The 18,772-nt window shown below is 60.6% G+C and carries 12 protein-coding genes and 6 pseudogenes; 13 read left to right on the top strand and 5 right to left on the bottom strand.

Annotation, left to right across the window (positions count from 1 at the left end):
* The first annotated feature begins 40 nt into the window (after nucleotides 1-40).
* The 3 genes and pseudogenes from IVA93_RS41475 to trbB all read left to right on the top strand — a co-directional run.
* Nucleotides 41-813, top strand: a pseudogene (locus IVA93_RS41475) (MFS transporter).
* Nucleotides 813-1,379, top strand: coding sequence for an MFS transporter (locus IVA93_RS41470; protein ID WP_524536880.1), 567 nt, complete (start codon nucleotides 813-815; stop codon nucleotides 1,377-1,379). Before IVA93_RS41475 ends, IVA93_RS41470 begins: the two are co-directional and overlap by 1 nt.
* A 256-nt stretch (nucleotides 1,380-1,635) precedes the next feature.
* Nucleotides 1,636-2,410 (top strand): annotated as a pseudogene (gene trbB / locus IVA93_RS39305) (P-type conjugative transfer ATPase TrbB); the annotation flags it as partial.
* 367 nt (nucleotides 2,411-2,777) lie between these two features.
* Here trbB and IVA93_RS39300 read toward each other — a convergent pair.
* Nucleotides 2,778-3,251 carry a hypothetical protein gene (locus tag IVA93_RS39300; protein WP_247337824.1) on the bottom strand — a complete coding sequence of 158 codons (474 nt, stop codon included), beginning with the start codon at nucleotides 3,249-3,251 and terminating at the stop codon, nucleotides 2,778-2,780.
* 284 nt (nucleotides 3,252-3,535) lie between these two features.
* Between IVA93_RS39300 and panB the strand changes: the two genes are divergently transcribed.
* Nucleotides 3,536-4,414, top strand: a complete 879-nt coding sequence (panB, locus tag IVA93_RS39295) for a 3-methyl-2-oxobutanoate hydroxymethyltransferase (protein ID WP_247478025.1) — start codon at nucleotides 3,536-3,538, stop codon at nucleotides 4,412-4,414.
* Between the two features lie 2 nt (nucleotides 4,415-4,416).
* Nucleotides 4,417-5,276 (top strand): annotated as a pseudogene (gene panC, locus IVA93_RS39290) (pantoate--beta-alanine ligase).
* Between the two features lie 441 nt (nucleotides 5,277-5,717).
* Here the strand turns inward: panC and IVA93_RS39285 are convergent.
* Together IVA93_RS39285 and IVA93_RS39280 are read right to left on the bottom strand one after the other, a co-directional pair.
* Nucleotides 5,718-6,828: pseudogene (locus IVA93_RS39285) on the bottom strand (IS3 family transposase); the annotation flags it as partial.
* 912 nt (nucleotides 6,829-7,740) lie between these two features.
* Nucleotides 7,741-8,961 carry an IS701 family transposase gene (locus IVA93_RS39280; protein ID WP_247285483.1) on the bottom strand — a complete coding sequence of 407 codons (1,221 nt, stop codon included), beginning with the start codon at nucleotides 8,959-8,961 and terminating at the stop codon, nucleotides 7,741-7,743.
* A gap of 114 nt (nucleotides 8,962-9,075) precedes the next feature.
* Here IVA93_RS39280 and IVA93_RS39270 point away from each other — a divergent pair.
* The 4 genes and pseudogenes from IVA93_RS39270 to IVA93_RS39255 all read left to right on the top strand — a co-directional run bounded on the left by IVA93_RS39270 (nucleotide 9,076) and on the right by IVA93_RS39255 (nucleotide 11,976).
* Nucleotides 9,076-9,836, top strand: a pseudogene (locus tag IVA93_RS39270) (IS5 family transposase).
* A gap of 58 nt (nucleotides 9,837-9,894) precedes the next feature.
* The gene (locus IVA93_RS39265; protein ID WP_247285483.1) at nucleotides 9,895-11,115 is read left to right on the top strand and encodes an IS701 family transposase; all 1,221 of its coding nucleotides are present in this window, start codon (nucleotides 9,895-9,897) and stop codon (nucleotides 11,113-11,115) included.
* 238 nt (nucleotides 11,116-11,353) lie between these two features.
* Nucleotides 11,354-11,554: a hypothetical protein gene (locus IVA93_RS39260; RefSeq protein ID WP_018459031.1), complete on the top strand. Its 201-nt coding sequence runs from the start codon at nucleotides 11,354-11,356 to the stop codon at nucleotides 11,552-11,554.
* A gap of 26 nt (nucleotides 11,555-11,580) precedes the next feature.
* Complete coding sequence (locus tag IVA93_RS39255) at nucleotides 11,581-11,976, top strand: hypothetical protein (protein ID WP_247789991.1); 396 nt, start codon at nucleotides 11,581-11,583, stop codon at nucleotides 11,974-11,976.
* A gap of 1,169 nt (nucleotides 11,977-13,145) precedes the next feature.
* Here IVA93_RS39255 and IVA93_RS39250 read toward each other — a convergent pair.
* Both IVA93_RS39250 and IVA93_RS39245 read right to left on the bottom strand, forming a co-directional pair.
* Nucleotides 13,146-13,801: pseudogene (locus IVA93_RS39250) on the bottom strand (winged helix domain-containing protein); the annotation flags it as partial.
* Nucleotides 13,802-13,913: 112 nt separating this feature from the next.
* Nucleotides 13,914-14,810: a LysR substrate-binding domain-containing protein gene (locus IVA93_RS39245; protein ID WP_247789990.1), complete on the bottom strand. Its 897-nt coding sequence runs from the start codon at nucleotides 14,808-14,810 to the stop codon at nucleotides 13,914-13,916.
* Nucleotides 14,811-14,921: 111 nt separating this feature from the next.
* Here IVA93_RS39245 and IVA93_RS39240 point away from each other — a divergent pair, with 111 nt between their 5' ends.
* From IVA93_RS39240 to IVA93_RS39225, 4 genes are all read left to right on the top strand, one after another.
* On the top strand, nucleotides 14,922-15,671 hold the full coding sequence (locus tag IVA93_RS39240) for an SDR family NAD(P)-dependent oxidoreductase (RefSeq protein ID WP_247299936.1): 750 nt from the start codon (nucleotides 14,922-14,924) through the stop codon (nucleotides 15,669-15,671).
* 23 nt (nucleotides 15,672-15,694) lie between these two features.
* Nucleotides 15,695-16,546: a transketolase gene (locus IVA93_RS39235; RefSeq protein ID WP_247789989.1), complete on the top strand. Its 852-nt coding sequence runs from the start codon at nucleotides 15,695-15,697 to the stop codon at nucleotides 16,544-16,546.
* Complete coding sequence (locus IVA93_RS39230; RefSeq protein WP_247789988.1) at nucleotides 16,543-17,553, top strand: transketolase family protein; 1,011 nt, start codon at nucleotides 16,543-16,545, stop codon at nucleotides 17,551-17,553. Before IVA93_RS39235 ends, IVA93_RS39230 begins: the two co-directional genes overlap by 4 nt.
* Nucleotides 17,554-17,745: 192 nt before the next feature.
* Nucleotides 17,746-18,771 carry a TRAP transporter substrate-binding protein gene (locus tag IVA93_RS39225; RefSeq protein WP_247789987.1) on the top strand — a complete coding sequence of 342 codons (1,026 nt, stop codon included), beginning with the start codon at nucleotides 17,746-17,748 and terminating at the stop codon, nucleotides 18,769-18,771.
* Nucleotide 18,772: the final 1 nt, after the last annotated feature.

Genomic DNA, 18,772 nt, shown 5'->3' with positions numbered 1-18,772 from the left:
CAGAAGCGTACAGAAAGGGTTCGCCGCGCAAACAACGCCTGTGGCACGCATCGAACCGCTTCCTGTGTGGCGGCTCATCGCCTGCATCTTTCTTCCCTTCGCGGCCGGGTACTACCTTGCTTACCTGTTCCGGACGATCAATACGCTGATCGCTGGACCCCTTGGCTCCGACCTCGGGCTGGGCGCTGCCGACATCGGGCTGCTCACGTCGATCTATTTCCTGGTCGTCATGGCGGGTCAGATTCCGATCGGCATGTTACTAGATCGCTACGGGCCGCGCCGGGTCCAGAGCTTGCTCTTGGTTGTGGCAGCAGCGGGGGCCGCGCTCTTCGGACTATCGACGGGTTTCGTTTCGCTTCTCATCGCCGCGCGATGATCGGACTTGGGAGTGCAGCAGCGCTGATGTCGGGCCTTAAAATGATCGTCCTCTGGTTTCCTAGAGAACGTTTGGCCCTCATCAATGGCTTTATGATCATGCTGGGTTCGTTGGGCGCGGTCACGGCAACCGCTCCTGCCGAGGTGCTCCTGGACTGGATAGGCTGGCGCGGCCGGTTCGCGGTGCTGGCCGCCGCAAGCGCGCTCGCTGCCATTTTGATCTATCTGGTCGCTCCCGAACGAGTCGACAGCCCATCAGGCAGCACGAAGCCGGCCACACTGAAAACCATCTACTCTGATCAACGCTTCTGGCGGATTGCCCCCTGTCGGCAACCTGTATCGGGTCGGCGTGGGCACTGCAGTCCTTGTGGGCGGCACCTTGGCTTTGCGATATCGAACGGCTCAATCGAACAAGTCTCGTCAGCGAGCTGTTCGTGATGGCGACTGTTTTGAGCCTCGGGGCGCTAGTCTTGGGCGTGCTTGCAACCTGGGTGCGCAGCCGTGGCAGGAATATGGAAGTGTTGTTCGCGGCCGTCGCGGCCCTGTTGATCGGAGCGGAGATCGTCATCATCCTGCATCCGCCCTGGCCGTCACTTCTGCCGTGGTGCGTCGTGTCGGTGGCCGGATCGGCCACCGCTTTGACCTACGCCATCATAGGAGATTATTTCCCGCCCCAACTGGTCGCGCGCGCGAATGGTGGTTTGAACGTCCTGCAATTTGGCTGGGCCTTCATCGTGCAGTACGGGACGGGCCTGATTCTTGAGCGATGGCCCGTTGAGGCCGGCCACCATCCTTTGATTGCCTACCAGACCGCGTTCGGACTGAACGTGCTGCTACAGCTGGCGGCGCTCGCCTGGTTTGCCGTTCCATGGTTTCGAAGTCGGAAAGGGAAGAAGAGGACTTCGGCCCTACTCCAACCGGCCTGCGGCTGGAGCTCGGCTCATGCCGCTATCCCGGCGAGCGAAGCTGCGGTGCTGGAGGCGGATGAACACCTGGAGTGGTGACGCGAGCTTGACGGGCTGATGCCCAACGAGTGCTCCTTTTTCAGCGCCGCCGAACACGAGCTTATCGAACCTTCCTTTCCGACTCTTGCCGTTTCTACGCCAGACTACGACGGCGATGATCCTGTCTTGCGATAGCGTAGGATCTGCTTTTTCTACTTGTCTCACATGAGGCCGCTGAAGGGCAGGGCCTCGATCATGTGGGGCAGCCGTGGCGATACATTCATTTCATTTGGAAGCCGAGTTGCGCGGGGCGCGCATGCTCCGCACCGCCCTTGGGCCGGCCATTGCGGGCTTTTTGGAAGATCAGACCGTTGTGGAGGTGATGCTCAATCCTGACGGGCGGCTATGGATCGACCGATTGTCGAGCGGGCTTACAGACACCGGAGAGAGCCTTTCGGCAGCGGATGGCGAACGAATCGTCCGACTGGTCGCGCACTATGTAGGAGCCGAAGTTCATCCCGGCTCCCCCCGGATTTCGGCTGAGCTGCCGGAAACGGGGGAACGTTTCGAAGGATTGCTGCCGCCGGTTGTTGCCGCGCCGACGTTTGCGATCCGCAAACCGGCGGTCGCCGTGTTCGGGCTGGACGACTATGTCGCCGCAGGCATCATGAACGTGAGCCAAGCGATCGCGCTTCGCAATGCGGTCGCCGCACGGAAGAACATCCTGGCCGCCGGCGGCACCTCGACCGGGAAGACCACGCTGACAATGCGCTGCTTGCCGAGGTCGCGAAAGGATCGGACCGCGTCGTTCTTATCGAAGACACCCGGGAGCTTCAGTGCAGGGCACCGAACCTCGTGGCATTGCGGACCAAGGATGGCGTGATCTCGCTCTGCGACCTTGTGCGCTCCCTCTTCGCCTGCGCCCTGACCGCATTCCGATCGGCGAGGTCCGTGGGGCCGAAGCCCTCGATCTCTTGAAAGCCTGGGGCACAGGACATCCCGGCGGCATCGGCACGATCCACGCGGGGACCTCGCTTGGCGCGCTGCGCCGGCTCGAGCAGCTGGTCCAGGAAGCCGTCATCACCGTCCCGGGACAGTGCACGCCCTCGGCTGTTGGCCCGCAAGACTTCGTACCGGCCTGATGGATCCATCCGCCAGCTTAACGCAGCCGCCTCAAGACCAAGGCCGCCCGGCGGTGACGAGGGAGCAGGGCTTCTTCTGGCCTAGTCGACTTCGCTAGGATGAAGCCCGCGTCTTTCACGAGCTACGAAGGTGCGGAACTTGATACCATGTTGCCATGCGCCAGCCGTCAGCACATGTGTCTATTGCGTTCAGACGGGCGGCTCAAGATGACGCATGCTCCACTATATCCCGGGGGGGGCGCTGGCTGCCCCGTCGCTGATGGCCGGAGCTGCGCAGCGGAAATTGCCGCGGCAGCCCAAGAAGGCTCGCAACGTATCAGCTGCCGCCGCATGCTGAGGTATTCTCTCCCGTTCTTTGATCAGACCTTGCGTTGTGCCCATTGCCACTTACAGGGCTGCTGCAAGGCTCGGGGGCCTGACCGAGCAAGTCCCGCAGGCGTTCGATGCGGGCGGCCTGGAAAGGTGAAGCAGGGTTGGTCATCAAGACGGGTCCGTCGGCTAGAATGCGACGGCTCGTCACCAGAAGGTCATCACGAGCATGGCCGCTCGATGGCTTGTCGGCTAAGCCCGTGCCCGTAGCGTCGGCACAGCCCCAGTCGGCGCTATGAATGCGCACCATGTCGCGATGGGCGCGCTTGATGAACGAGCGCTCAACCGAGCGACGGGCGAATATTGAAGCGACTAGCGCAAGCCCACAAATCAAATAGCTGTTCGAAAGGCTCCAAAATCCACCGACGACCACCGCGGTGAAAGTGAGTGCGGCGGCGGCGTTGCAGAGCTTGCCGACCATGAGCTTGCGGCCTCCCATCAGAATTGCCAGCCGGGCCGATCATCGGCGTTTTTGGTCCATATCCGCCGCTTTGCGATCCATGACTCGTACCGCGACCTTCCTCTCGGCTGCAGAGAATCATTCCCACGATGATTGCGCCATCATTGGGAGGTTCGGTGCGCCCTTCTTCCAGTTTGGAGGGAAAGCTTTCTTTGTGTATCGGTGGATTGACCCTTATCTCTCCTCTCGCCTAGGAAGCGCCGGGAGTTGAAGTGCCTGCGTTAAGAAAACAGATCAGGACCGAGATCAGCCACACGCCGCAGTCGCCAACCCAGCGAGTTACGATACCCCTTGTTCAGCAATGGAAGGAGGAGGGGCGGCGGATCGCAATGACCACCGCTTACGACGCGGTTGCAGCGCGCATCGCTGATCCGATCGTGGATATTATCCTCGTCGGCGACAGAGTTGGCAATGTTTGCCTCGGATTCGACAACACCTTGCCAGTCAGCGTCTCGATGATGAATCATCACCTCGAAGCGGTTGCGCGGACAAGACCGCGTGCCCTTCTCATTGCCGACACGCCCTTCCTCAGTTTCCACGTGAGCCGGGAAGAGACCATCCGCAACGCCGGCGGCTTCCTCCAGCGTGGCGCCGATGCGGTGAAGCTCGAAGGCGGTGCAAACCGCCTCGATATGGTACGCGCCCTGGTCGACTGTGAAATTCCCGTGATGGGACATCTCGGTCTCACCCCACAGAGCGTCAATGTCATGGGTTTCAAGGTGCAGGGCCGGACTGCCACCGACGCCTTCGGCCTGCTCGAGGACGCGCATCGTCTGGAGGAAGCTGGTTGTTTTGCTCTCGTGCTGGAGGGAATCCCGGCGGAGCTAGCAGCGCGGGCGACGGAGATCCTGAAGATTCCGACCATCGGAATCGGAGCCGGTCTTGATTGTTCGGGGCAGGTGCTCGTGTTTCATGATGTCGTGGGTCTTACCGACCGTAAGCCGCCCAAATTCGTGCGCGCCTATTCGAATGGATTTCAGCTGATGCAGGAGGCGCTCTCGCGCTGGGCGACTGACGTTCGTGACGGTACATTCCCAGGAGGGCAGGAATCCTATCGCCTTCCGGACGCGCTCAAGGAGCTCGTCGCAAACTGGCCTCCACACGAACCAACCTCAGGGTCGTAATCATGCGAACCATCCGATCCGTTGCTGAACTGCGTCGCGCTTTAGCTGAGGCTCGGGGCCCCGACAGACACATTGGATTGGTGCCCACGACGGGTTACCTGCACCAGGGCCACATGGCCCTGGTCGAAGACAGCCAGGCTCGTTGCGACGCCACGGTCGTCAGCATCTTCGTTAATCCTACGCAGTTTGGCCTAACCGAAGATCTCACCACCTATCCCCGCGACTTCCCTCGCGATGAACAACTTTGCCGGGAGGCAGAAGTCGACGTCCTCTTTGCTCCGGAGGTGCGGGACGTCTACTCTACCCGCCTCAGTTTGATACCTTTGTTGAACCCGGTGCACTCGCGGAGTCCCTGTGCGGCCCGTTCAGGCCCGGCCATTTCCGCGGCGTTGCGACCGTTGTCTGCAAGCTGTTCAACATGGTCCAGCCGGATGTCGCCTTTTTCGGGCAGAAAGACTTGCAGCAATGTGCAGTGGTCCGCCGCATGACCTTTGATCTCAATCTGCCGATCGATATCGTCACCGTGCCGACGGTCCGCGAGCCGGATGGCCTCGCAATGAGCAGCCGAAACCGCTATCTCAGCGCCCCGGAGCGCAACCGTGCATTGGCGATCAGCCGGCGCCTGCTCTCGGCGGAAACCGCGTTTCGCGAAGGAGAGTGCGATCCCGTCCGGCTGCTATCGCTTGTCAGGCCTCCCCTTGAGGCGTTGGATGAGTTGCAATACCTCGAAATCGTGGACGCTGAAACGCTAAAACCGGCCACGAACCCGTTATCGCGTCCGGTCGCCATTTGTGCAGCAGGCTATGTTGGCCCGACCCGGCTTATCGACAACGTCATGCTCGATCCGGACGCCAGGAGATAGGAAGCTCCAATCGGCGGGCCCCTCACAACGTGACAGCAAACAGGTGCAGAGAGGCGCTAGCGGAGAGGAAGCGAGCGAACCTTGGAGGGGCGCCACCTGACGAGCTTAGTGCGAGGAGGCGTGGAGCGTGTCTCTATTGAGATGGCGGATCCGGTCGCTCAGATTTTTTTTATCTTGAGGGCACGGCGCTTCATCGTCGCGGTCAGTTTTTTCGTTTTCCGACCAAGTACTTTGCCGACGAGGTTAGAAGTGGACCCCGGAGCGGGGACCATGGATCGCCAAAGTTAAGGTGTGATCCGGCCTGCCTTGTCGTTCAAATCAAGCAGCTTTCTTCTGCTGCTGTTGCGTCTGCTGTGGGTATGTGGGCAACGCGTTTGCGTTGTCCAAGCGAAGCGGCATATCCACAGTCCTCGCCGCCTCGATCCTGTCGATGCCGGCACGCCATGCCGCCATCGGAAACTGGTTATTCATCGCCTGGTGCGGGCGGCGATGATTGTAAAAGCTCATCCATGATCCGATGCCATCTCGCGCTTCGCGTCCGTCGGCATAGGCTTTCAGATGCACTTCCTCGTACTTGATCGAGCGCCACAGCCGTTCGATGAAAATATTGTCCATGAAACGACCGCGTCCGTCCATCGAAATCGCAATGCCTACAGCCTCAAGCCTGCTGGTGAAGGCTGAGCTGGTGAACTGCGCGCCCTGATCCGTGTTGAATATTTTAGGCCGGCCGTGCCGCGCCAGCGCTTCGTCGAGCGCGGCGATGCAAAAGCCCGTATCCATCGTGTTCGACAGACGCCACGCCAGTACCGCCCGGGTAGCCCAGTCGATGATCGCCACCAGATACAGGAATCCCTGCGCCATCGGAATGTAGGTGATGTCGCTGGCCCAGACGTGATTGGGCTCGGTGATGCCGACGCCGCGCAAAAGATATGGATAGATCTTGTGGCCGGGCGCTGCCTTGCTGGTGCCGGGACGCGGGACCAGCGCCTCGATTCCCATCACGCGCATCAGCCTTTGCATGCGCTTGCGGTTGATGCCGTAGCCTGCCTGGTTGAGTTCGAACACCATTCGTCGCGAGCCGTAGAACGGCCACTTCAGATGCAATTCGTCGATCCGTCGCATCATGGCCAGATCGTCGGAGCTGGTCACCGGCTCGGAGCGATAGACGCCCGAACGCGCCAGATTCAGCAGCTCACATTGCCGCCGAACCGACAAATTCTCGCCAGGGCGCTCGACCATCGCCCTGCGCTCGGGGACGGTCATCGCCCGGGCCTCTTGGCCAAGAAATCCCTTTCAACCGTCAACTGGCCAATCTTCGTATATAGCTTCGCCGTCTCACGCTCATGCTCCTCCTCGCCATCTCCCAAAGCCGTCGCGCCACGCACGAACAGGCTCGCCAAATTGTCGAGGACTTGCTTCTTCCAGCCGTAGATCTGGTTCGGGTGAACGCCGTGCCGCTTCGCCAGTTCAGGCACCGTCGCGACCTCGCGCAGGCCTCCAGGGCAATCTTGGCCTTGAATGCGGCATCGAACTTCTTGCGTGATTTCGTCATATCCGTGCTCCGTCGGTTCAAACAGAGCAGGACGCTTCACACCTTAACGTTTGGTCCTATTTCCGGGGTCCACTTCAGTTCCCACGTTGTGATCTCTCGTTTTGCTTGGTCTGCTTCATCGACATTCCCTAGATGCATTCAGCAAAATACGAGGACTGGGACATGGTCATGACATGGCCACTCACAGACCAGGGCCTAATGGCGCGGGAGCCAACGCGGTGACCGACACCGCTCGCCAGCTCGGCGTGACGAAACTGTTGCAGGCGGGCCCATTGGCGTGCTTAGCAGCAGAAATGACGCCCTCTTCGCTTCCTATCTGGCGGCGGCTCGACTGCTTCGTGAGCCTGCTATACCGGCGTGCCCTCGCTCGTGCTGACGGACCATGACCAGCTTCGCCCACGGCGCTTAAGGGAAATCTCAAAGAAAGAAAAACGATCGGACATAAACACTGACGGTCTGTCTGTACCGGAACGCCCGCTGCGGCTGCCCCGGCGATGGATTCTCCGCGGGAAAATAGACACTCTGGCAAGTGGCGAGACATCGCACGGACATCGCGGCGAAAATCGTCAAAAAGAGCCCCTCCAGCGCTGAATTCCATCACGGAGGCGCTTCCTCTAGCGCTGGCGTGGCGGAGCCAGACCAGCACAACTGTCCTGCTTCGAGGGCATGGCGGCAACGTCTTGGACAATCAACAAGCAACGACGACTGTGGTGAAGTTCATACTCGACTTTGGAATCAGCTAGCATTACAGTTGCTTTTTTGATTTGAAGTGGGCGCGTTGAGCGGCAGCCTGGTGAGCTCTGCGCCAGAAGGACCATGCGATGATGTGTGCGGGTTGAATCCGCTTCCGCGCAAGTCTGATAGCAATGCGGCGGATTTCCTGGATTGACCAACGGATCAGTGGTGGGGTGGTTATGTTTTGGCTTTTGCCGGGGGGCGCCGTTTCGTTTTTTTGGGCGGTGGCGGATTAGCGCGATGTCGGATCGCGGCCATCATGGCGAAGGCGAGCATCACCAAGGACACATGACGGTGCCAGCCATGCCAGGATCTGCTCTCGTTGTGATCGAGCCCGAACTCGTTTTTCGCCGTTTCAAAGCTGTCCTCGATCGCCCATCGATGGCCTTCGACCGCGACCAGCGTTTCAATGGCTGTTCCCGCTGGGCACCAGGTGGTGAAGAAGGCGAGGTCATCATCGGCAATGCGACGACGGATCAGTAGACCGCGTGTCCACAAACCGTCATTTGCACTGTTGGACTGCTCGGCCTCGAGATCCGCCAATTCGAGATAACACCAATCGTGCAGCCGCGGTCCTTTGGTTCCGGCTCCCGCCGACAGGCGCTTCCAGTCGGATGAGCGCCGCGTCCGGGCGAGGTCTGCAGCCGTACCGGCGACCGGCGGTCGCTTGCCCCAGGATCGAAACACATGAGCGCTGCTGACCCCAAGCACGTAGCCTTTGCCTGCCCGACGTAGTTGCTGTTCGATGTTGCCAACACCGTAGACGGTATCACCGGCAACCCACTTGAATGGTACAGACCCGGCTATCGCGCGTGCGATCATTCTCGTCGCAAGCTTTGGTTTGGTCGCAAAGCCGACATCGGCAGGCACATATGTGGCTTCCAGACGATCTGGATCGTCGGTCCATTCCTTCGGAAGATACAACGCGCGATCGATGAACGCATGGCCATGACGCGAAACGTAGGCAGCGAAGACGCCGATCTGGCAGTTCGTGATCTTTCCTGCCGAACCAGTGTATTGCCGCGCCACTCCGCATGACGCTTTGCCCTGTTTGAGAAAACCGGTCTCGTCGATCACGAGCACCGCATCGTCATCCGCCAAATGCTCGATGACATAGTCGTGCACGATATCGCGCAGGGCATCAGCGTCCCAGTCTCCACGACCCAGAATCGCCTGCTGCCGCCATGGGCCGGGATCGCCAGCCGCCTCCGCGCGCATCCAACCGGTCTTGCGCTGCTCATCTCCGAGCAGACCTTCCAGGAACAGACCTGCATTCGTCGCAACACGCTCTTGCGTGAACAACGGACGTATCCGTTGCTTGATCTCTCGAAGCGACGCCGCCCACAACGCAAGCGTCGCCTCAACCGACGCGGCCCGCGCCCACGACATTCGAATCATGGTTGCCCATGGATTCAGAAGCCCGCAACAAAAGCAACTGTAATGCTAGGGTCTGTACCTAATTAGCGAGTTCTGATTCCCTGGTGCTAAGTTGATTCGGCACGGGGGACTTCGATGCGCAAAGGACTGTTCTGGCTCAACGACAAGCAGTGGGCTCAGATAGAGCCGCATCTGCCAACGAACCAGACCGGCCCGGCGCGGCAAGACGATCGACGCATTATCAGCGGTATCATTCACATGCTCCAGTGCGGCGCACGCTGGCGCGATTGCCCGTCCGACTATGGCCCTTACACGACGATCTACAATCGGTTCAATCGCTGGGCTAAGCGCGGACATTGGCAGGCGATCTTTGAAGCGCTCGCCCGCTGCGGCAAGGACCGAGTGGCTTTGTCGATCGACTCCACCTCGATCAAAGCGCATCGCTCGGCGAGCGGCGGAAAAGGGGGGAGTGTGAACAGGCGATCGGCCGCTCGCGCGGTGGGCGGACCACGAAAATCCACGCGCTGAGCGACCCCGATTGCAAACCTTGCGCATTTCATCTCACTCCGGGACAAGCCGCAGACATTGCCGCAGGGCCGGCCCTTTTGAAGCTCGCGCCGCCCATGTCTTCCCTCATTGGGGACAAAGGCTACGATGGCGACGGCTTTCGCGCCGAAATCGTCAATCGCGGCGCGAAACCCGTCATTCCAAACAAATCCAACCGGGTAACCCTCCACAGCTTCAGCAAGCGCCTCTATAAAGGGCGCAATGTTATCGAGCGCTGTTTCTGCCGGCTCAAGGATTTCAGGCGTGTTGCTACTCGCTACGACAAACTTGCCAGAAACTTCTTGGCCGCCGTCCACCTCGCCGCTCTCGTCGCTTATTGGATCAATTGAGTCTGAACCCTAGCATTACAGTTGCTTTTGTTGCGGGCTTCTGAATCCATGGGCAACCATGATTCGAATGTCGTGGGCGCGGGCCGCGTCGGTTGAGGCGACGCTTGCGTTGTGGGCGGCGTCGCTTCGAGAGATCAAGCAACGGATACGTCCGTTGTTCACGCAAGAGCGTGTTGCGACGAATGCAGGTCTGTTCCTGGAAGGTCTGCTCGGAGATGAGCAGCGCAAGACCGGTTGGATGCGCGCGGAGGCGGCTGGCGATCCCGGCCCATGGCGGCAGCAGGCGATTCTGGGTCGTGGAGACTGGGACGCTGATGCCCTGCGCGATATCGTGCACGACTATGTCATCGAGCATTTGGCGGATGACGATGCGGTGCTCGTGATCGACGAGACCGGTTTTCTCAAACAGGGCAAAGCGTCATGCGGAGTGGCGCGGCAATACACTGGTTCGGCAGGAAAGATCACGAACTGCCAGATCGGCGTCTTCGCTGCCTACGTTTCGCGTCATGGCCATGCGTTCATCGATCGCGCGTTGTATCTTCCGAAGGAATGGACCGACGATCCAGATCGTCTGGAAGCCACATATGTGCCTGCCGATGTCGGCTTTGCGACCAAACCAAAGCTTGCGACGAGAATGATCGCACGCGCGATAGCCGGGTCTGTACCATTCAAGTGGGTTGCCGGTGATACCGTCTACGGTGTTGGCAACATCGAACAGCAACTACGTCGGGCAGGCAAAGGCTACGTGCTTGGGGTCAGCAGCGCTCATGTGTTTCGATCCTGGGGCAAGCGACCGCCGGTCGCCGGTACGGCTGCAGACCTCGCCCGGACGCGGCGCTCATCCGACTGGAAGCGCCTGTCGGCGGGAGCCGGAACCAAAGGACCGCGGCTGCACGATTGGTGTTATCTCGAATTGGCGGATCTCGAGGCCGAGCAGTCCAACAGTGCAAATGACGGTTTGTGGACACGCGGTCTACTGATCCGTCGTCGCATTGCCGATGATGACCTCGCCTTCTTCACCACCTGGTGCCCAGCGGGAACAGCCATTGAAACGCTGGTCGCGGTCGAAGGCCATCGATGGGCGATCGAGGACAGCTTTGAAACGGCGAAAAACGAGTTCGGGCTCGATCACAACGAGAGCAGATCCTGGCATGGCTGGCACCGTCATGTGTCCTTGGTGATGCTCGCCTTCGCCATGATGGCCGCGATCCGACATCGCGCTAATCCGCCACCGCCCAAAAAAACGAAACGGCGCCCCCCGGCAAAAGCCAAAACATAACCACCCCACCACTGATCCGTTGGTCAATCCAGGAAATCCGCCGCATTGCTATCAGACTTGCGCGGAAGCGGATTCAACCCGCACACATCATCGCATGGTCCTTCTGGCGCAGAGCTCACCAGGCTGCCGCTCAACGCGCCCACTTCAAATCAAAAAAGCAACTGTAATGCTAGTAGTTCTTTGAGGAGTTCACCGTGCTTTCTCTGCTACCATTCTTTGCGCCTTGCGGAGTCGCCAAGTGTTGGACGCAACGACCACTGCGCTTCTGCGTGCTGTTCTTGAGGAGGTTTGCGACAGTCTGCCTCGCAGCGAAACCGGCACTCGGGCCCATGTCGCTTCCAAGATCTTGGAGGCCGCCAACAAAGGTGAGATCACGGCGGAGCGCCTTCGGCAGGTCGCAATGCAAGCTCTTCGCTCCGCGCCAACCATGTGGCGCTAGATACGGACAAGACCGATAGTGCTCATGTGAATTTCCAGGTCACGGTGTTGAAGATCCTTGTGAGCTACCCGAACGGCTTCGCATCCATGCCGGACCTCAAGCGAGACATGGCCATTTTGGCCACGAGCGGTCCGGATTGGGCGGCACGCACCAAACGAATGGGCGCCCGTGTGCCCGAGCTCGACCTTTTTACGCAGCAACTCGTCGACCGCTTGCATGGAGGGTGGCGCATCACGGACAAGGGACGAGCGGTGCTCGAGCTGATGGAGCCGCGCCCTACTATGCACCAACTCCAACCAGAGGACACGAGAGCTCCTGAGCTGCCATCGCCAGTGCCGGCAGGATCTCTTCCTGTCGAACTACGCCGGAGTGAGCCCGAACGACTGGGGCGGCGCCGGTCCTCCAGGGTCACTGATGGCTAACGAGGCCGGCGCAACGATGCTGGACTCTCACGATCTCCGCCGGCGGATGGCCCGCCGGATTTGATTGGCCAGATAAGTGCCCCAAATGATCATCATCTCGCCGACACGTTCCGTGCGCTTGCGCTCAGGGTACGTTGACCGGAGGCATGGCCGCAGTCGGGCGTAACACGAATTGTTCTCGCTGCTGCCCACGCGCTGCCAGGATGATCGCAAAGACCACGAAGAAAATCAGAGACCGAGTCATGACCAAGACTTACTTCAGAATCCATATCGCAATTATGAAACCCCTCACACCCGGGCCAAACGACGCGCGTCGCGCGCATAATATCGCGCCGCTCTTCAGGTCCTGTTTGCTGAGCCGAAAGCAATAACGATTATTCGTGCCGCAACACGGCCGAGTAGCCTTGTGTGGTGCTCAAAAAATGCATTTTCCAGACACAACAGCCGGAAATCTGTGCAAAATCAGGATAAGAACTGACGGCGCGGGCGCAGGAAAGGTCGGTTGCTATCCAGGACCCCAACCAGGGGCGCTCATGCGCAAACAATTGTGCTTCGGCGCGCTCCTAGCGATGACTGCAGCGGGACTATACTCCTATGTTCGAGCCTCTTCGCGTTATTATGAAGGTTAAGTAATTTAAGACCTCGCTTTGCCTCTGAGGTCAAAGGCAATAATTCTCTTTCAACTGCCGACTTGCCAGCGTGGCCGGCTTGATGTCGCTCGCAAACAGCTCTTCGGCTTCTTTTCTGACGAAATGATTTGAAGGCGCCGCTGAGCGGTGTGATCTCGATGCTTTGGAGCAAGCGACAAACAAAGCGCGTGCGTTTCGAACGAGAGCATTGGGTCACCCTTTTGGGTGTAAATGGAAAATGGTGGCGCGATTGCGTTCTCGTTGAGATTTCCGAAACTGGCGCCCGCCTACGCGTTGACGGGTCTCCAGACGTGCTCAAATCACGACACTTTTTCTTGCTACTTTCCCGAACTGGATTGGCGTTTCGCCGGTGCGAATTGGTCATGCTAGATGGCTCGGAAGCGGACGTTCAGTTTGTAGTCCCTAGCATTGCTGGTTTGAGCACTCCTAGGATCGGCGGACTGTGACGAGGGGGAACTGCAAGCCAGCACGCCGTCGCTTGAAGAAAACGCGCTGGAGCAGGCAGCTAACATCCTGCCGGTAGGAGTCCGCCGTCTGCCACGAGCCGTTCGCGGGGTCGCGGAAAACGGCGCTGGCGAGTTCAGCGACGACGTCGTCGCAGTCCCGTGCAGAAGCTCGGCGATGTGGTCGATGTCAATGCAGCCGCGCTCGTTGAGGACGACCGCGAGCGCGTCTGCCGCGCTGGTGATTTCCGGGCCGCCGCCGGCGCGATCACCGATCGGCCCGGGCTTCGCGGTGTTCGTCTCGAGGTCGTAGTCCTCGATCGAGGCGACGAGCCAGCAGTCCAGGTCGTCGAGGAAGGGCTGGATGTTCGGCCGGCGGTGCGTCTCGCGCACCTCGACGATCTCTTCATCCTCCACCATGGAGACGGTGGTGAAGTTGATCGGGCCGAAGTCGCGGGCGAAGTTCGACTAGGCGATGCGCAGCCTGACCTGGGCGTTCTTCCACGGTCGGTCGAGCTCCTGCGCCTTCAACACCTCGCGCACGGAGTCGCGGACCGGGATCGGCTTCCGGATGATGCGCACATGCTTTTCCGGGATGCCCTCGGCGCTGCGGCCGTTGCGCGCTTTCACCACGACGGGCTCGCCGTCGACGACCTGCATAAATCCGTGGGGCTTGTCGAAGAAGTAGCTGCCGTCGCGCACGTGGCGATCGGCAGGCCAATCGACGTCCGATGCATCGCGGGCTTCTTCCAGGTCGGGAGCACTTCGGTACTCGTCGATCGCTATAAAACGTATAGACGTAAACAGTTCGGATCGAGTTCGGCGCCGATTCTCTGCGATCACCTTAGCTCGGTGGTACCGCGCCTTCCCCCCCGAGTTGCGCCATGAGCCAATCTGCGAAGGCTCGTACCGCCGATCTCTGTCGGCTGGCGCGCGGGTAGATCAGGCGGTGACCAACGTAGCGGATATCGTTAGCGCGTCGTGCCAACGGAGCGACCAATCGTCCGCTCGCCAGTTCGCGCTCGGCCAGGAGGGTCGATTCCAGCGCGACGCCCAATCCCTCCGCAGCCGTAGCAATCGCAAGAAAGCTCCGGTCGAATCTCATGCCGTGAAGCGCAGGGGCTTCCAAGCCATTTGCGGTGAACCATTGGTGCCACTGCACCCGCTTGACGTCGGAGCGGATGAGCGTCTGATCGAGCAGATCGGCAGCCTTTCGTATCGATTTTGCGAGCGAGGGCGAGCAGAGCGGCGTGACCGTCTCCTCCGGCAGAGGAACAATTTCGACACCTTCCGCGCGCGGCGGACCGTAGACGATGTCGATATCGAAATCATCATTGCTGAAGCGTGCGTAGTCGGTGTTTGCAGCCAGTCGAACTTCGAGCTTCGGGTAAGCGGCGAGAAACTGTGCAAGCCGTGGCGCCAGCCATTGCACGGCAAAGCTGGGCGCGGAATGGACGCGCACCAATTGTGGCCCGCGCGCAGCGACTTCCTCGAGGCCGCGACGGAGCTGGTCGAATGCCGCTCCCGTGTGACGCATAAGGTTCTCGCCGGCCGGCGTGAGCCGCACGGATCGGGCGCTGCGCTCGAACAAAACGGTCCGAAGCGTGCCCTCCAGCTTGCGGATCGCGTGACTGACGGCACTCGGGGTCAAGTGAAGCTCATTCGCCGCATCGCGAAACGATCCAGTGCGGGCGGCCGCTTCAAAGGCGCGAATTGCCGATATGGGGATATTCGACAGCATCCCACAAGTGAACCAGATTCATCGGTCCGTGACAACTGCGCGCTTGTCCGTTCATCCTCCGCGGGTCATTCCTTGCCTTGCCAAGGAAGAATAAATTCGTGGGAGGAACTGATGCTGCTCAGCGGTAAGACGGCCATCATTTCGGGCGCAGCCTCGCCGCGCGGGATCGGGCTTGCCACCGCCCGGCGGTTCGCCGGCGAGGGCGCTCGGGTCGCCATTCTGGACATTGACGCTGGCGCTGCCGCGGATGCTGCGACGTCGCTTGGAACCTCCCACACTGGGCTAGGGTGCAACGTCGCCGACAAGTCGTCCTGCGAGCAGGCGGTCGCCCGCGTGATCGAATCTTTCGGCGGCATCGATGTTTTGATCAACAATGCGGGCATCACCCAGCCGGTGAAGTTTCTGGAAATTTCGGCGGCCGATTGGGATCGCATTCAGGACGTCAATCTCAAGGGCATCCTGTTTCTCTCTCAGGCGGTGATCCCGCATATGCGCGCACGGAAATCCGGATCGATTGCATGCATGTCGTCGGTCTCGGCCCAGCGTGGCGGTGGAATTTTTGGCGGCCCGCACTACTCGGCGGCGAAAGCCGGCGTGCTTGGCCTCGCCAAAGCGATGGCACGGGAGTTTGGCCCGGATGGCATTCGCGTGAATTGCGTCACGCCCGGCCTGATCGGCACCGACATCACGGCAGGGAAGCTGACCGATGAGATGAGAGCGAAAATCCTGGAAGGCATTCCGCTCAATCGCCTCGGCACGGCGGAAGACGTCGCCGGCATCTACACCTTCCTGGCGTCGGACCTCTCGGCCTATGTGACCGGTGCCGTGATCGACGTCAACGGCGGCATGCTCATCCACTGAGTTAGCGAGACAAGGTCAGATCGATGGAAACGCCGACCAACACGCTTGCGAACACGCCCAAGCTGGCGGACCGCGCCTACAACATTCGCCGCAATGCGCTGCGCATGGGTGAAGTCCAGGGCCAAGGCTATATCGCCCAGGCGCTGGACATCTCCGACGTTCTCGCGGTGGCCTATTTCCACGCAATGCGCTACCGGCCGGAGGATCCGTCCTGGGAAGGATGCGACCGCTTCCTTCTGTCGAACGGGCACTACGCCATCGCCCTCTACGCGGCTTTGATCGAGGCGGGGATTGTTCCCGAGGAAGAGCTCGAAACTTATGGCAGCGACGAGAGCCGCCTGCCGATGTCGGGCATGGCCTCCTACACACCCGGAATGGAAATGTCGGGCGGTTCGCTCGGGCTTGGGCTCAGCATCGCAGTCGGCATGGGCCTGGGGCTCAAGCGTAAGAAATCCGAGGCGCGGGTGTACACCTTGTTCTCTGACGGCGAGCTTGATGAAGGCTCGGTCTGGGAGGCCATCCAGTCGGCAGGCCACTACAAGCTCGACAATGTGATCGGCATCGTCGACGTCAACAATCAGCAGGCGGACGGTCCTTCCACGCAGGTCATGGCATTCGAGCCGCTGGTGGACAAGCTTCAGGCCTTTGGCTGGTTCGTGCAGCGCGTCGACGGCAACGATCTCAATGCCGTAGTTGCCGCCTTCGACGCCGCCAAGTCCCATCCTGAGCCCAAGCCACGGATGATCGTCGCGGACACGCTGATGGGGAAAGGTGTTCCATTCCTGGAGCAGCGCGAGAAGAGCCATTTCATCCGCGTCGAGCAGCACGAATGGCAGCTCGCGCTCGCCGCGCTGGAAGCCGGGAGGCAGGCATGAAGACCGTCAGATCCGCACCGCAGCCGGGCAAGCCTCGCCTGACCACCTCGGCCATGATCGCATCGATCGCGACCGAGGGACAGAAGACGAAGCCGGCGCCCTTTGGACACGCGCTCGTCGAGCTCGCACGCAGCCGTCTCGATGTGGTCGGCATGACGGCCGATCTCGGCAAGTACACTGACCTGCACATCTTTGCGAAGGAATTTCCGGACCGCTATTACCAGATGGGCATGGCCGAGCAGCTTTTGTTCGGCGCCGCGTCCGGCCTCGCCGCCGAAGGCTTCATGCCGTTCGCCACCACCTACGCCGTGTTCGCATCGCGGCGGGCTTACGACTTCATACACCAGACGATCGCGGAGGAAGACCGCAACGTGAAGATCGTCTGCGCGTTGCCGGGTCTGACCTCGGGCTATGGCCCGAGCCATCAGGCCGCGGAGGATCTTGCGCTGTTTCGCGCGATGCCGAACATGACGGTCATCGATCCCTGCGATGCCCATGAGATCGAGCAACTGGTGCCCGCCATCGCGGCGCATCAGGGACCGGTCTACACGCGCCTGCTGCGCGGGCAGGTGCCAGTCGTGCTTGACGAGTACGACTACAAATTCGAGCTCGGCAAGGCCAAGCTGATCCGTGGCGGGGAGGACGCCCTAGTCATCTCGTCCGGCATCATGACCATGCGTGCGCTCGAAGCCGCGCAAACTTTGAGGGGCGACAGCGTCGATATTGCGGTGCTGCATGTTCCAACCATCAAGCCGCTCGATGCCAAGACGATCTTGCGGGAAGCCGGTAAGTCGGGCCGCCTTGTCGTCGTTGCCGAGAACCACACAACAATTGGCGGTCTTGGCGAGGCGGTTGCCGGACTTCTGATGCGTTCCGGTGTCCATCCGCCTTTTCGCCAGATCGCATTGCCGGACGAATTTCTTGACGCCGGCGCACTTCCGACACTGCACGACCGCTACGGGATTTCCACCGCAGAGGTCGCGAGGCACATCAAGCAGTGGCTTTAGAGTACCGGCGCTAAGCGCCAACTCAGCCAAACCTCAGTGAAGAGCTTCGCCCGCCGCGGGTCGCGCGGCGAGCGATGGCTCTTCCCCGAACGCCGGCGGTCGAGAGCCGGCAAGCGAAGAACCCGGAAAGCTGCACGCCGGCGCAGACTAAAGCAGTCGGCAGCAACGTCAACGCAGGATCAGGAGGAAAACATGACTGTCTCGAAGACCGGAAGCATCAGCCGCCGTTCGCTGTTGATGGCCGCCACGGCCGTTCCTCTCTGCGGGATTCTCACCCGGCCGGCGTATGCCGCAGAGTTCGTCTATAAGTTCGCGACCGGACAGGATCCGACGCATCCAGTGAATATCCGGGCGCAGGAGGCGATCGACCGTATCCGCGAAGCGACGAGCGGTCGACTGGAGATTAGGCTATTCCCGGCCAACCAGCTCGGCTCCGATACCGAGCTCTTGACCCAGGTTCGCAGCGGCGGCGTTGAGTTCTTCAACCAATCGTCCTCGATACTTGCCACCCTCGTGCCTAGCGCAGGCATCGTGAACACCGGGTTCGCATTCGCTGACTACGACAGCGTATGGAAGGCGATGGACGGCGACCTCGGCACCTACATCCGGGCGCAGATCGCCAAGACGCCGATCATGGCGGTGTCGAAGGCCTGGGACAACGGCTTTCGTCAGGTGACCTCGTCGGGCCGCGAGGTGCGGAGGCCGGATGACCTGAAGAATTTCCAGATCCGCGTTCCACCGGCGCCGCTGCTCACCTCGCTCTTCAAGGCGCTCGGCGCCGGGCCGACGCCGATCAACTTCAATGAGGTTTATTCCGCGTTGCAGACCAAGGTTGTCGACGGCCAGGAGAATCCGTTGCCGATCATCGCGACCGCGCGTCTCTACGAAGTGCAGAGCACGTGCAGCCTGACCGGGCACGTCTGGGACGGCTACTGGATCCTGGGCAACAAGCGCGCCTTCGAGCGCCTACCCAAGGACGTACAGGAGATTGTGACGCGCGAGCTCGACCGCTCCGCCGTCGACCAGCGGGCGGACATCGCGAAGCTCAGCCAGTCATTGCGAACTGACCTCTCGGCGAAGGGCCTCAAGTTCATCCATGTGAATCGTGGCGCCTTCCGCCAGGCCTTGTCCAAAACCAGCTTCTACGCCGACTGGAAGGGCAAGTTTGGCGAGGAGGCGTGGTCTCAGCTCGAAAAAGCCGCGGGCCAGCTATCATGAC

The organism is Bradyrhizobium sp. 155 (assembly GCF_023101105.1).
In the GTDB taxonomy this organism is placed as follows: Bacteria; Pseudomonadota; Alphaproteobacteria; order Rhizobiales; family Xanthobacteraceae; genus Bradyrhizobium; species Bradyrhizobium canariense_D.
The sequence above is the reverse complement of the archived record's forward strand: the minus strand, read 5'-3'. Positions and strand labels throughout refer to the sequence as shown.